This is a genomic window from Nocardioides sp. (assembly GCF_024509035.1).
Classification (GTDB): domain Bacteria; phylum Actinomycetota; class Actinomycetes; order Propionibacteriales; family Nocardioidaceae; genus Nocardioides.
In genome coordinates, this window is record NZ_JANINT010000120.1 from 1 (window position 1) to 13,158 (window position 13,158).

Consider the following 13,158-nt stretch of genomic DNA (forward strand, 5'->3'; position numbering starts at 1 on the left):
GGCCCGGCTGAGCTCGAGCAGGCCGAGCGGATTGCCGCCGGTGACGTCGCGGAGCTCGGCCAGCACCGCGGGCGCGACCTCGCGATGGACGTGGTCGGCGACGAGCTCGCCGGCCGCCGCGGCGTCGACACCGCTGACGTCCAGCACCGGCAGGTCCGAGACGCCGAAGCTCCCGGTCTCGTCGTCGCGGACGGCGAACAGCAGCGCGATCGCCTCGCCCTCGAGTCGCCGGGCGGTGAACAGCAAGGCGGCGGCCGATGCGTCGTCGAGCCAGTGGGCGTCGTCGACCACGGCGACCACCGCGCTGTCGCTCGCGACTTGGGACAGCAGGTTCAAGGTGGCGAGGAACACCAGGTGCCGGTCGGCGACGGTTTCCGTGGTCTCCCCGAACGCCGCGCGGAGGGCACCCGCCTGCGGTGCCGGGATCTCCTCGACGTGCCCGAGGAGCGGGCGCAGGAGCCGGTGGAGCGCGGCGAACGGCAGCGGGGCCTCGGACTCGACGCCGCGGGTGCGCAGCACCCTGAGGTCGTCGTCGGGCACCACCAGCTCCAGCAGGGCCGACTTGCCGACGCCCGGCTGCCCCCGCAGCAGCAGCGAGGAGCCGTCCCCGGCCCGCGCCCGGGCCACCAGCTGCAGGAGTGCCTCCTGCTCCCGCTCCCTGCCTCTCAGCACGCGGGCAGCCTAGTGATCACGCCGGCGTCGGGGGCCGGATCGCCGATCCGCGGGTCAGGGCCGCACTCGGCATCTGAGGCGGTGGAGCAGGGCCACGAGGTCGGTGCGATCCACCGGTCGCTGCGCGGTGATCACGATCGTTCCCGCGCTCGCGTCGACGTTGCAGCGGCTGACGCCGTCCACCCGCTCGACCTCGGCCCGGATGAAGGGGACCGCCTCCGCGCCGATCGGGCTCTCGAGCACGAGCACCACGGTCCCGACGAAGGTCCGGGGAGTGTTCCTCATCATCGGGTCGGCCGGGTCATTCTCGACCGCGGTCCCTCACGTAGCCGGCGTAGGCGGCGGGCTGCCAGGCGGCGACCACCTTGGTCCGCAGCGTGGCGCCGAGCCGTCGGTAGAACCGGTGACCCGCCTCGTTGTCCTCGCGCACGCCCCAGGTGACCAGCAGCTGGTCGCGGCCGGCGTGCTCGGCGAGCGCAGCCATGAGCTCGCCGCCGATGCCGCGGTCGCGGGCCTCGGCCCGCACGTACAGGTCGTCCATGGCGAGGATGTCGTGGCCCATCCAGAGGTTGAGCTGTCGTACGCCGCTGACGTACCCGACCGGCCGACCGTCGATGTGGGCGACCAGGACCACCACGGCCGGGTCCGCCAGCATCCGGGCCCAGTCGTCGACCGAGGCGTGGACGGCGTGCGCGGTGTGCTCGTGCTCGGCGAGCTCGAGGAGGAGCTCCCGGACGGTTGCTGAGTCCTGGATGCCCGCGCGGCGGATCTGCGCGGTCGTGGTCATGGGCTGGGCGGTCATGGAGGTGCTCCTTCGACGTCGGTCAGGTGTGGTGGGGGCCGCTGCGCTGCTGGGGTGGCCGGGTTCGTGGTCCGGGGTCAGTGACCGTGGCCATGACCGTGGCCGTGGCCGTGGCCGGTGGGCACCGCGTCGGGGTCGTGGGCGGGCAGCAGGAGCGTCGGGACCATGAGGGCGAGGAGCCCGACCGCGATGGCGATGAACGCGTCCTGGGAGCCGCTGACGATGCCGGTCCGGGTGGTGAGGTCGCCGGCGATGGCGGTGAGGGAGGCGACGCCGAGCGCGGCGCCGATCTCGTGCCCGGTCATCAGCAGACCCGAGGCCATGCCCGCGTGGTCCTGCCGGACCTCGCTCATCGCAGCGACCGAGATCGCGACGAACATCGGCCCGACGCCGAGGCCCAGGAGCGCGAAGCCCGGCAGGACGTCGGTGAGGTAGCTGGGGTCCGCGTCGACCGAGGCGAGCACCAGGGCGCCGGCCGCGGCGACGATCAGGCCACCGCCGATGAGCCGCTTGGCGCCGAGGCGCGGCAGCGCGTGGGAGGCGAGCGCGGCGCTGGCGGTGATGAACGCGGCCAGCGGGAGGAACTCCAGGCCGGCGACCAGGGCGGACGCACCGAGGACCTGCTGGAGGTACAGGGAGCTGAGGAAGATCGCGCCCACCACGGCGCCGGTCACGCCGGCCATCACGACCGAGGCGGAGACCAGCGACCGGACCCGCCAGGTCGCCGGGGGCACGATCGGCGCGGCGACCCTGCGCTCGTTGAGCGCGAACGCGGCCAGCAGCACCATGGCGGCGACGGCGGCGACCACGGTCTGCGGGGCGGTCCAGCCGTGGCTGGTCGTCGACTCCACGGCGTACACCAGGGCGAGGAGCCCGGTGACGAGCATCAGGGCGCCGGAGACGTCGAGCCGCCCTCGGGTGCCGGGACGGTTGCTGGGCAGGGCAGGGACCTTGCGCAGGACGCCGGCGAGCACGACGGCGCCGACGGGCACGTTGATGAAGAACACGGCGCGCCAGTCGAGGACGGTGGTGAGGACGCCGCCGAACAGCACGCCGGCGGCGATGCCCATGCTGGCGACGGTTCCCCACAGGCCGAGGGCGGTCGCGCGCTGGCGGCCGGCGTACGTCGTCATGACGATCGACATCGCGGCCGGCGTGAGCATCGCGGCACCCGCGCCCTGCGCTCCGCGGGCGAGGATCAGCGTGAGCGCCGAGCCCGCGAACCCCGACACCAGGGAGCCCAGCGTGAAGACCGCCAGACCCGTCAGGAACATGCGCCGCCGGTCGAACAGGTCGGCCAGCCGCCCGCCGAGCAGGAGGAACCCGCCGCTGAGCAGGACGTAGGCGCTGACCGTCCACTGGTAGTCGCCCGAGGACAGGTGCAGGTCGGCGGCGATGCTGGGCAGGGCGACGTTCACGACGCTGACGTCGAGGACGACCATGACCTGCGCGGCGAGCATCAGCGCGAGCACCGTCCAGGGTCGTCGGGGCGCGCCGTGCTCCTCGGTGTGCCCCGCGGTCGCGTGGACGTGGCTGCGGGTGTGCGCGTCGGGGTGGTGGTCCGGGGGCTGGTGCAGATCGGTGGTCATCGTCTTCTCTCCTCGAGTGGTCGGGGCCGGCACGGGAGCTGCCGGTGATGACCACGAGCCTCGTTGCCGGGACTCCGGCGTCGCGCCGGGAGAACCGCCGGGTTCGCGCCGTCCGCGCACCCGCCGCCCTCCTGCGCGAGGTCGTCGCGCCCGCGCGATCCGCGGTGTGGCCCGCGCCGGGCCGCGCCGGGCCTCGCCGGACGACGCGGCGATGTCCGGCCCCAACCTGGCGATCTCGCCGGTGCGACCCGGTGGCCCGCGGCGAGACGGTGGCCGGGCCCGATCAGCCGACGACCCAGGTGAGGACCATGACCGTCGCCACCCGCTCCCGCCCGTACCCCGAGACCCGCGATCACCGCGATCACCGCGAGCGCCGCCGACGAGCCGTCGGGCTCGGCCTGCTGGTCTCCGCGCAGTTCGTCGTCATGCTCGACACGTCGATCGTCAACGTCGCGCTGCCCTCCATCCGGGCCGACCTGGGCCTCGGGGCCACCAGCCTCAGCTGGGTCGTCAACGCCTACGTGCTCACCTTCGGTGGGCTCCTGCTTTTGTTCGGACGGGTGGCCGACCTCGTCGGTCGGCGTCGCATGTTCGTCGCCGGCTCCGCCCTGTTCACCGTCGGCACGCTCCTGGCAGCCGGCGCCGGCACCGCGTGGATGCTGGTGACCGGCCGGGTCGTCCAGGGCGCCGGCGCGGCGGCGCTCAGTCCGGCGGCGATGTCGTTGCTCCTGCTCGGCCACACCGGCGAGCGGCGGGCCCGCGCGATGAGCCTGTGGGGAGCGGCCTCGGCGGTCGGTGGCGCCACCGGTGTCCTGGCCGGTGGCCTCCTCGCCGGCACCTTCGGTTGGTCCTCGGTGTTCCTCGTGACCGTGCCCGCCACGCTCGCCGGCCTCGTCCTCGCGCGACGCGTGCTCGACGACACGCCCCGAGGTGTCCGGCGCCGGTTCGACGCTCCCGGTGCGGTCACCATCACCGCCGCCGTCCTCGCACTCGTCGAGGGAGCGCTCGGAGCGGCGGACCACGGTCCGACCTCTCCTGACGTGGTCCTCGCCCTGGGGGCGACCGCTGTGTTCCTGGGCATGTTCGTCGCCATCGAGCGGCACACCGAGGACCCCCTGGTCCCGCTCGAGCTGTTCGCGTCCCGGGTCCTCTCGAGCGGGGTCGGTCTCGCCGTGCTCGGAGGGGCCGCGCGGGCCTCCACGTTCGTCCTGGTCGCGCTGTACCTGCAGCAGTCGCTCGCCATGTCGCCCGAGCACGCCGGGCTGGCGATGGTGCCGACGTCGGTCACCGGGTTCGTCGCCAACCTGGCGCTGTTGCCCAGGGTGCTGCGCGCCATCGGACCGCGGCGGAGCCTGGTCGTCGGACTCGTCGTCCTGGCTGCGGGTCACGTGTGGCTGGCCGCAGCGCCGACCGGCGATCGCTACCTGGTCGCCGTCCTGCCGGGACTCCTGCTGGTCGCCATCGGAGTCGCCCTGAGCTTCACGCCGACCACCATGGTCATCGCCTCGGCAGCGCCCGAGAGCCACACGGGCCTGGCGTCGGGCCTCGCGAGCTCCGCGACCCAGGTGGGCGCCGCCATCGGCACGGCGGCGTTCACCGCCGTCGCGCTCGCCGGTGGCGGGTTCGCCGAGGCGTTCACGGCGGCGGCAGGCGTGGCGCTGGCCACCGCCCTGCTCGGGTGTGCGATCGTGCGGCGGTGACCCACCAGGCGGATGGTCCGCGAGACCGCGATCGGGACCCCAGGGCGCAGGAGGCCCCCGCTGCCATCCCCGCTGCCATCCCGGCCGCCATCACCGCGGTCAACCTCGAGGCCGACGACCCGCGGTCGCTCGCGGCGTTCTGGTCCGCGGCCCTGGGCGGGACCGTGATCTCCGCGGGGGAGCAGCTCTACGTGCGACCGGCGCAGCCGGGCGGGGTCGGCATGTTCATCCAGCCGCTCGCCGGCCCGCGGCCGTCGCGGAACCTCACGCACGTCGACCTGACCGTCGCCTGGGAGGACCGTGCCGCGCTGGTGGAGCGGCTGGTCGGTCTCGGCGCGACGCACCGGTGGGACGTGCTCTTCGAGCACCCCGGCGTTCGCTGGACCACCCTGGCCGATCCCGAGGGCAACCTGTTCTGCGTCGCAGAGCATCGGCCCGATCACGACTGACGAGGCGCGCCCACCGCCACCTCGGGGAACGCGGGGCGGCCGCGTGGGGTTGTCACCGTGTGAGGCTCTCGCTGCTCGACCGTTCGCGCACCCGGGCCGGCCGGCCCGAGGGCGAGGCCCTGACCGGGACGATCGAGCGCGCCGTGCACACCGAGGCGCTGGGGTACGACCGCATCTGGGTCGCCGAGCACCATGCCGTGCCCGGCATCGCCTCCGGGTCACCGCCGGTGCTGCTGGCGGCGATCGGCGCCCGCACCGGCACGATCCGCATCGGCTCCGGCGGCGTGATGCTGCCGCACCACCAGCCCCTGGTCGTCGCCGAGCAGTTCCGGATGCTCGACGCCCTCCACCCCGGTCGCGTCGACCTGGGCATCGGGCGGTCGCTGGGCTTCACCCCGCCGGTGCGCCGAGCCCTGCGCCACGGTGCCGAGGCGCTGGACACGTTCGAGTCGGACCTGGCCGAGCTGCGCGCCTACCTCGCCGACACAGCCGACGTCACCGCCCGCCCGGCCACCGGACGCCGCGTCCCGGTGCACCTCCTGGCGACCGGCCGCGGGCTCGAGGTGGCGGCCCGGCTGGGGCTGCCCGTGGTCGTGGGCGGTCCCGTCCTCGACAGCGCCGAGATCGGCGAGCGGCTGGCGGCGTACCGTCGGGACTTCCGGCCGCACGAGGGGAGTACGCCGTCGGTCACCGTGTCGCTCGACGTGACCGTCGCCGAGACCGATGCGGAGGCGCGCGCCCTCGCGCTCCCCGAGGCCTGGGCGATGGCCCGGTCGCGGCAGACGGGTGAGTTCGCGCCGCTCGAGACGGTGGACGCGATCCGGGCGCAGCCCTGGAGCTCTCAGCTGCGCGGCCGCGTCGAGTCGTCGCTCGACCGTGCTGTCCTGGGCAGCCCGGCCACAGTCCGGCGAGCCCTGGAGCAGCTCGCCGAGCGGACCGCCGCCGACGAGCTGATGATCAGCACCTCGACGTACGACCGGGACGCGCTGTTCGCCTCCGACGCCGCCGTGCGGGAGATCGTCGGTGGGGCCTCCTAGAGTCTGCGTCGGCAGGTCGGTGAGACGTCAGCGAGGGTGAGGAGGCCCGTGTGGAGCTGGAGGCGGCGCGTCGGCTCGGGCGCGAGCTGCTCGACGAGCACGGGCTCGGCGACTGGACGCTGATCTTCGACCGGGCCAAGCGACGCGCGGGGATCTGCCGCTACGCCACCCGTCAGATCGGACTGAGCGCGCCGCTGACGTCGCTGCACGCCGAGGCCGACGTGCGCGACACGATCCTCCACGAGATCGCTCACGCGCTGGTCGGTCCGCGCCACGGGCACGACGCGGTGTGGCGGCGCACCGCCGTACGCATCGGCTGCAGCGGCCAGCGCTGCACCGACCCCGCGCTTCCGTCGGTCGAGGGCGACTGGGTCGGCACCTGCGCGGCGGGTCACCGGATCACCCGGCACCGCCGCCCGGTCCGGCCCGGGTCGTGCGCGGAGTGCTCGCCGCGGTTCTCCGTCGACACCCTGCTCACCTGGACCTACCGCGGCGAGCCCGCGGTCATGACCGCCCAGTACCGCGCCGAGCTGGCCCGCGCCCTGACACGCGCCCGCGAGCCCGAGCCGGTCGCCGACCTGGTGCAGCAGGTCGCGGGCGTGCGGCCGGGCGACCGGCTGCAGGTCGTCGCGCCCGGCAGCAAGTACGACGGCGAGACGGGCACGCTCGTCAAGCGCGGTCGCACCCGCTACCACCTGCGGGTCGGCGGAGCGGTCCTCACCGTGCCGTTCGCGCTGGCGCGACCGGCCTGAGCGCGTCGACGACGCTGACCGAGTGCCGGCGGTCGGCACGGCGCAGCGACTCCAGGGCCGCGACCAGCGGCACCGACCACATCAGGTAGCCCCAGCCGAAGGACAGCAGGGCGACGTTGAAGGCCATCAGCAGCACCAGCGCGATCTGGCGGACCCGTCCCGCCACCAGCACCGCCGCGCCCGCAGCGGCCTCGAAGGCGACCAGCAGCCCGATGAACACCGCGTGGTGGGGGACGACCAGCGACTCCCAGGTGTCCCGCACGAACGACGTCGACGCCTGGTCGGCGAAGCCGGAGAAGTCCTCACCCCGGACCAGGAAGAGCAGGTTGGCGCCCGCGCCCGCCAGCACCCACAGCGCGGCCACCGCCGCGATGCCCAGGCCGGCCGCGCGTCGGCTCCGGCCGGCTCCCACCGAGCAGCCGACGACGATCACTCCCAGGCTCAACCAGCAGACCGGCAGCACCCACCCGACGTCCATGACGTCCCTCCTCGGTGTCCTCCCTGCTGGTCAGCGTGGTCGGATGGCGGGCCGCCGGGCAGAGGAATTGGTCCCGCGGCTGCGTGCGCGGCGGTGGTTGTCCACAGGCGTCGCGCCGCGTGGTTGCCGGTCGCCGGATCGAGGCGTTGCCTGGAGGGCATGACGTTCTCGGCCCCCACTCCCTCCTCGGCCCGCACACCCGGCTTCCGCCGCGGCCGGCGGGTCAGCGACCTGATGACCCCCGACCACCACGCCTTCGTCGAGAGCTCGCTCGCCGCCGAGCGTGCCGGCGACGCTGCCTCGGCCCTGGACTACCACCGGGGCGTCCCGATGTTCCGCCGCAGCGGCCACGGCGTCGTGCTCGAGCAGCTCGCCGATCTCGCGGACGAGATGGCGCCCTGGATATGGGCCCGGTGGGCCGCCTACCAGTGCACCCGCGTCGAGGACACCGGCACCGCGAGCGCCGCCGCGGGCCGGGTGTCGCTCAGGCACACGGTGGCGATGTTCCACGGCGACGACATGGCGCGGGCCTACGAGAGCGGGGGCGACCCGATGCGGGTGATCGCGCGCGTCTCCGGGCAGAGCTGGGTCTTCCACCAGATCTGCACCTTCGAGCTCGGCGGCCTCGAGTCCTTCCTCGAGGAGATGCCGACCGCGCGGCTGGCGGAGGAGTGTGGCCTGGCCCGCGAATGGGTCGGCGCGCAGGTCGGCGGCTACCGCGTCGAGTCCTCGCCCCCGGGCACCCTCGTCGTGCGTGACCTCGCCACGAAGGAGGCGGTGGAGCTGCTCGACCTCGGCGCCGCGGTGCACGCGGACGAAGGCGGGTGGCTGATCGGTCGCCTGGTGCCGAGCGGCACGACCCCGGGTCTGATGTTCGACACCCGGCCGCTCGCGGTCGACAGGAGGACCGCCAGCGCGGCAGCTCGTGGCCAGAGGCGAGGACAGTGGGTGGTCGCGCTGCACGACGCCCTGCGCGACGGCCGCGTCGACCCGGCCGTGCTGTGCAGCGAGGACCGCGAGCTCGTCACCGACGTCGCCGGGCTGCGGCTGCTCGAGCGCGGCACTCCCCCCGCTGCGCTCGCGAGCGCCCACGCGGCGCTCGCCGACGGCCGCGACGAGATCGGACGCGCGGCCTACCGGATCCTGCGCGGGGCCGTCGAGGGGACCTTCGGCGACGACGACGCGGCGTACGTCGCGGCCGCCGTGGTCCACCCCCGCGGGTACGCCGAGGCGCGCCGCCAGCTGCGGCGCCCCGAGCACCGGCCGGCCTGGGAGCACTGGGCCGGTCTGGTGCCCGATCCGGCCCGCGGGCGGCTGCGCCGCCTCGCCGAGCTGAGCGGCACCGCGGCAGCCTGACCGCGGTCGGCGAAAACGGCAGGACATCACCGCCCTCGAGGCGGAGAATCGGCGGCGATGTTCGCCGCCCTGTTGCGCCACGCGCGCCCACCCTCGCCCCTGGCGGGCCGGCTCTCGGTCCAGTCACTGCTCTTCGCGCTCGGCGAAGGCACGTTCATGGCCGGATCGGCCGTGTTCTTCACCCAGATCGTCGGGCTCTCCGCGGCCCAGGTCGGCCTCGGCCTGACCTGTGCCGGGATCGCGGCGTTCCTCGCCGCCTTCCCGATGGGCAAGCTCGTCGACCGCTACGGACCCAAGCGGATGTGGGCGGTCAGCGCCGTCGGTCAGGCGTCGATGTTCGCCGTCTGGCCGTTCATCGAGAACTTCCAGGGCTACCTCGCGATGGCCGTCGTCATGGAGGTCATCGGGTCGCTCGGCGGCGCCGCGCACGGCGCCTACACGATCGATGTGCTGCCGCCTGCCGAGCGGGTGCAGTCGCGGGCCTACATGTACTCCGCGCTCAACGTCGGGTTCACCCTCGGCGCCGCGCTCGGCGGAGTCGCGCTGGCGTTCGACTCCAACGACCTGCTGCACGCGCTTCCGTGGTTCACCGCGGCCGTCTTCCTGGTCAACGCCACCGCGATCACCCGGCTGCCGCGGGCGCCCCACGACGACCTCAGCATCGAGGAACGCAAGGTGAAGGTCCCGGGGCCCGGCCCGATGCGCAACCTCGGCTGGCTGCTCACGACGTTCTTCACCGGTGTGTTCTGGACCAACCAGGTGCTGCTCAACATCGTGATCCCGCTGTGGCTGGTCGTCGAGACCGATGCGCCTCGTGTGCTGCTGGCGTTCCTGTTCGGCACCAACACGGTGATGTGCATCTTCTTGCCGATGGCGGCCGCTCGCGGTGTCCACGACGTGCCGACCGCGCTGCGCGCGGTGCGGATCTCCTCGACGTTCTTCGTGATCTCCTGCCTGATCACGCTCGCGACCCACGACACCGTCGGGTGGACGACGATCCTCCTGGTCTGGCTCGGTCACGTGACCGTGACCGGCGCCGAGCTCTACCTCTCGGCGGCGAGCTGGTCCTTCGAGGCCGAGCTGATGGACCCGCGCCAGCGGGGCGCCTACCAGGGCGCCGCCGAGCTCAGCGGCACGCTCGGCAAGGTCTGGGCGCCGGCCGTCTACACGTTCCTCGCGATGCACTGGGGTGCTGCCGGCTGGCTGGTGATCGCCGGCATCATCGTGGTCGCGACGATCGGCGTCCACCCGTCGACGCGCCTGGCGCGGCGCTTCCTGGAGCAGCACGTGCCGGCCGACGTCCTCGCCGAGGCCCGGGCCGGTGCCCCCGACCCCGAGGACGCCGTCGTCACCGGACCGCCCTCGTTGATCGACGCCGAGGCCCCGGCGCCGGGACCGCTGGACGCTGTCGGTCCCTCGTGATTGTGTGATCTCCCGGCCACAGCAGACACGTCACGCTGCACCTGCAGGGAAGGAGTGGCCGGTCTCTCGGGAGGAGCACAGGTGATGGGTTCACGAGCCCGCGTCCGGCGTACGGCGCTCATGGGGGTGGCGGCGCTGCTGCTGCCGCTCGGCGCAGCTCAGGCCGCGACGAGCGAGCAGGTCGACACCACGGGGACGCGGGGGATCGGCGACCCCTACTACGCCGACTACGGCAACGGCGGCTACGACGTCGACCACTACGACATCCGGGTGTCCTACGTGCCGCGCACCGACCGGCTCGCCGGCACCACCCGCATCCGCGCCCACGCGATCCAGGACCTCACCCGGTTCAACCTCGACTTCGTGCTGCCGGTCTCGAGCGTGCGCGTCAACGGCCAGCGCGCGACCTACACCCAGGGCCGGCACGAGCTCGTCGTCACGCCGCGCCGGGCGTTGAGGGACGGCGACGCGATGAAGGTCGAGGTGACCTACCGCGGCGTCCCCTCGACGATCCGCTCCGACGGCATCAAGCCCTGGATCCGCACCGACGACGGCGTCGCCGCGGTCGGTGAGCCCGAGATCGCCGCCTGGTGGTTCCCCGGCAACGACCACCCGCGCGACAAGGCGACGTACGACGTGCGGGTCGAGGTCGCCCGCAGCCTCGAGGCGCTGGGCAACGGCGTCCTCGTCTCGAAGGCCGCCCACGGCCGCACCCGCACCTGGCACTGGCGCGAGGCTACGCCGATGGCCTCCTACCTCGCCTTCTTCGTCGTCGGCCAGTTCGACATCACCCGATCCCGCGCCGACGGCCTGCCGGTGATCACCGCGGTCGCCTCCGACGGCGGCAAGGAGGGGCGCTTCGCGGCGGCCGACCTGAAGAAGACGCCGAAGGTCATCCGGTTCGAGTCCCGCCACTTCGGCGACTACCCCTTCGACGCCATGGGCGGCGTCGCGCCGGCGGCCGACTTCGGCTTCGCCCTGGAGAACCAGACCCGTCCGGTCTACACCCGCGGGTTCTGGCGGTTCGGGCCGAACATCTACGTGATCGTCCACGAACTGGCCCACCAGTGGTACGGCGACTCGGTCTCGGTCGACAACTGGCGCGACATCTGGCTCAACGAGGGCTTCGCGACCTTCGCCGAGTGGCTGTGGTCGGAGAAGCACAGGGACGGCTCGGCCGCCGATCACTTCGACATGACCTGGCAGAGCTATCCCCGGCGCAGCGACTTCTGGAAGGTCACCATCGGCGACCCGGGAGCCCACAACGAGTTCAACGGCGCGGTCTACGACCGTGGGGCGATGACGCTGCAGGCGCTGCGCACCCGCATCGGCAACCCGGCGTTCTCGACGCTGCTGAAGGACTGGGCGGCGCAGCACCGCTACGCCAACGCCTCCGTCCCGGAGTTCATCGCGCTCGCGGAGGAGATCTCGGGTCAGGACCTCACCTCGTTCTTCGACGCGTGGCTCTACACCGCCCACCGGCCGGCGGCCACCGAGGCCAACGGGTTCCCGGCCGACTTCGGTGCGCGCTCGGCCCGGGTCACGCGCCCGGACTCCTGGTCGCAGATTCGTCACACCCGGGCACTGCTCGCGCGGCTCGAGGCGCGCTGATGCCGCTCCTTCTCTAGCATCGGTCCCGACGGGTTCCGCACGGGACGCGTCCGGATCTCGGTGAACGGAGTGAGGCGTGGCTGACGGCGGTGGCCGCGAGGCGACGGAGCTCCGCGACCCGGCGTTGCAGTGGCTACCGCTGCCGGTGTCCGGAGACGTCCCGATCACCGCCGAGGAGCTGCAGCGGCTCGTGCGCCTGCACGCTCGGCAGACCCCCGAGCACGAGCGCCGCCGACGCCAGGCCTTCCCGCCCGAGGAGGTCGTGCCGAGCTCGGAGCGGGTGCGCGAGCTCGCCGACCGGGTGACGCGCGCCGACCTCGCGGCGCGGCAGCTCGACCCGAGCCTGCGCGACGTGCTCGACCGGCCCGACGCGGGGCAGATCCTCGACGCGATCCGCGAGGTGAAGGTCCGCCTCGGCGAGGTGCTCCGGCACCGCCGGGTCTGGGTGGCCAAGGTCGTCGACCTCGCGCTGGGTGAGCCCCACGGGTCGAGCTGGCGCCGGGTCTCGGAGCAGGTGGACGGCATCGACCGGTTGATCGACGCGGCCCTCGGGCTCGGCGACGTCGTCGTCGAGGGCGTGGACCCGTCCGAGGAGGCCGTCGCGGCGTTCGCCGCGCTGGAGGCCGAGCTCGGCTCGGGCCAGTCCTCGCGGCGGTGGTTCCGCGGCCGGTCCCAGCGCGCGACGGCCCGCCTGCTGGAGGGTGCCCGCGTCGACGGCGAGCCGGTCACCCGGCCCACCCAGGCCGGCGCCGTACGCCGCTCGCTCGACCTCGACCTCCGCACCGAGGCGCTCGCGCAGGAGCTGTCCCCGTGGGGAGTGCCGGCGCTGGAGAGCTCGCCGCGCGACGCGCTGGTCGAGGGCCTGATGACCGTGCGCGACGCCCTGCGCGCGATCGGCCGCCTCGTCGAGGCCTCCCAGCGGCTGGGCGACCTGCTCGGGCCCGGACCGGCGAACGTGTTGCCGGTCGGGTCCTTCGAGGAGGCCGAACGCGCCGGCTGGGCCGGCGACGCCCTGTCCGCCGTGCGCGAGGGCGCCCAGGCCCGCCACGAACTCGACACCGCCGCCCGCGCGCTCGAGGAAACCGCCGCGCGCGTCGCGGCCACCGACGACCTCGACCAGCCCGCCCCCGAGGTCGCCGAGATGGTGCTGTGCCTGCGCGCCGCCGCCGACGCGGCGTACGCCGAGTGGTTGGTCAAGATGCACACCGGTCGACGCGCCCACCGGCTCGCGGTGCTGCGCGAGCAGCTCCGCGCCCGGCTGGCCGCAGCGGCTCCACACCTGCCGCTGCT

13 protein-coding genes are annotated in these 13,158 nt (G+C 73.9%); 8 read left to right on the forward strand and 5 right to left on the reverse strand.

Annotation, left to right across the window (positions count from 1 at the left end):
• The 4 genes from Q0L15_RS09980 to Q0L15_RS09995 form a co-directional block, all read right to left on the reverse strand.
• Positions 1 to 672 (reverse strand): ATP-binding protein (locus Q0L15_RS09980; protein WP_296604036.1); only part of this gene is annotated, 672 nt, incomplete at its 3' end.
• 54 nt (positions 673 to 726) lie between these two features.
• Complete coding sequence (locus tag Q0L15_RS09985; RefSeq protein WP_296604038.1) at positions 727 to 957, reverse strand: hypothetical protein; 231 nt, start codon at positions 955 to 957, stop codon at positions 727 to 729.
• Positions 958 to 973: 16 nt separating this feature from the next.
• Positions 974 to 1,474 (reverse strand): GNAT family N-acetyltransferase, encoded by a 501-nt coding sequence (locus Q0L15_RS09990; protein WP_296604039.1) that lies wholly within the window; start codon positions 1,472 to 1,474, stop codon positions 974 to 976.
• A gap of 77 nt (positions 1,475 to 1,551) precedes the next feature.
• Positions 1,552 to 3,063 (reverse strand): MFS transporter, encoded by a 1,512-nt coding sequence (locus Q0L15_RS09995; RefSeq protein WP_296604041.1) that lies wholly within the window; start codon positions 3,061 to 3,063, stop codon positions 1,552 to 1,554.
• A 308-nt stretch (positions 3,064 to 3,371) separates the two neighbouring features.
• Between Q0L15_RS09995 and Q0L15_RS10000 the strand changes: the two genes are divergently transcribed.
• Genes Q0L15_RS10000 through Q0L15_RS10015 form a run of 4 tightly spaced genes read left to right on the forward strand, consistent with a single transcriptional unit; the run spans position 3,372 to position 7,001 of the window.
• Complete coding sequence (locus tag Q0L15_RS10000; protein WP_296604042.1) at positions 3,372 to 4,763, forward strand: MFS transporter; 1,392 nt, start codon at positions 3,372 to 3,374, stop codon at positions 4,761 to 4,763.
• The gene (locus Q0L15_RS10005) at positions 4,760 to 5,212 is read left to right on the forward strand and encodes a VOC family protein (RefSeq protein WP_296604044.1); all 453 of its coding nucleotides are present in this window, start codon (positions 4,760 to 4,762) and stop codon (positions 5,210 to 5,212) included. Before Q0L15_RS10000 ends, Q0L15_RS10005 begins: the two co-directional genes overlap by 4 nt.
• 59 nt (positions 5,213 to 5,271) lie before the next feature.
• Positions 5,272 to 6,249 carry an MsnO8 family LLM class oxidoreductase gene (locus Q0L15_RS10010; protein WP_296604045.1) on the forward strand — a complete coding sequence of 326 codons (978 nt, stop codon included), beginning with the start codon at positions 5,272 to 5,274 and terminating at the stop codon, positions 6,247 to 6,249.
• A gap of 50 nt (positions 6,250 to 6,299) precedes the next feature.
• Positions 6,300 to 7,001 (forward strand): SprT-like domain-containing protein, encoded by a 702-nt coding sequence (locus Q0L15_RS10015; protein WP_296604047.1) that lies wholly within the window; start codon positions 6,300 to 6,302, stop codon positions 6,999 to 7,001.
• Here the strand turns inward: Q0L15_RS10015 and Q0L15_RS10020 are convergent.
• On the reverse strand, positions 6,967 to 7,479 hold the full coding sequence (locus Q0L15_RS10020) for a hypothetical protein (RefSeq protein ID WP_296604048.1): 513 nt from the start codon (positions 7,477 to 7,479) through the stop codon (positions 6,967 to 6,969). The two genes, Q0L15_RS10015 and Q0L15_RS10020, sit on opposite strands and share 35 nt — an antisense overlap.
• 159 nt (positions 7,480 to 7,638) lie before the next feature.
• Here Q0L15_RS10020 and Q0L15_RS10025 point away from each other — a divergent pair, with 159 nt between their 5' ends.
• The 4 genes from Q0L15_RS10025 to Q0L15_RS10040 all read left to right on the forward strand — a co-directional run.
• Positions 7,639 to 8,835: a hypothetical protein gene (locus tag Q0L15_RS10025; RefSeq protein ID WP_296604051.1), complete on the forward strand. Its 1,197-nt coding sequence runs from the start codon at positions 7,639 to 7,641 to the stop codon at positions 8,833 to 8,835.
• 57 nt (positions 8,836 to 8,892) lie between these two features.
• Positions 8,893 to 10,257, forward strand: a complete 1,365-nt coding sequence (locus Q0L15_RS10030) for an MFS transporter (protein ID WP_296604053.1) — start codon at positions 8,893 to 8,895, stop codon at positions 10,255 to 10,257.
• A gap of 84 nt (positions 10,258 to 10,341) precedes the next feature.
• Positions 10,342 to 11,868, forward strand: a complete 1,527-nt coding sequence (locus Q0L15_RS10035; protein ID WP_296604054.1) for a M1 family metallopeptidase — start codon at positions 10,342 to 10,344, stop codon at positions 11,866 to 11,868.
• Between the two features lie 76 nt (positions 11,869 to 11,944).
• Positions 11,945 to 13,158, forward strand: a 1,214-nt coding sequence (locus Q0L15_RS10040; protein WP_296604055.1) for a hypothetical protein, incomplete at its 3' end; no start/stop codon positions are given.

Bases quoted from the DNA above. Each gene is read 5' to 3' on its own strand.
- Q0L15_RS09985 (WP_296604038.1), bottom strand. From the start codon at position 957: ATGAGGAACACTCCCCGGACCTTCGTCGGGACCGTGGTGCTCGTGCTC.
- Q0L15_RS09990 (WP_296604039.1), bottom strand. From the start codon at position 1,474: ATGACCGCCCAGCCCATGACCACGACCGCGCAGATCCGCCGCGCGGGC.
- Q0L15_RS09995 (WP_296604041.1), bottom strand. From the start codon at position 3,063: ATGACCACCGATCTGCACCAGCCCCCGGACCACCACCCCGACGCGCAC.
- Q0L15_RS10000 (WP_296604042.1), top strand. From the start codon at position 3,372: ATGACCGTCGCCACCCGCTCCCGCCCGTACCCCGAGACCCGCGATCAC.
- Q0L15_RS10020 (WP_296604048.1), bottom strand. From the start codon at position 7,479: ATGGACGTCGGGTGGGTGCTGCCGGTCTGCTGGTTGAGCCTGGGAGTG.
- Q0L15_RS10025 (WP_296604051.1), top strand. From the start codon at position 7,639: ATGACGTTCTCGGCCCCCACTCCCTCCTCGGCCCGCACACCCGGCTTC.
- Q0L15_RS10030 (WP_296604053.1), top strand. From the start codon at position 8,893: ATGTTCGCCGCCCTGTTGCGCCACGCGCGCCCACCCTCGCCCCTGGCG.
- Q0L15_RS10035 (WP_296604054.1), top strand. From the start codon at position 10,342: ATGGGTTCACGAGCCCGCGTCCGGCGTACGGCGCTCATGGGGGTGGCG.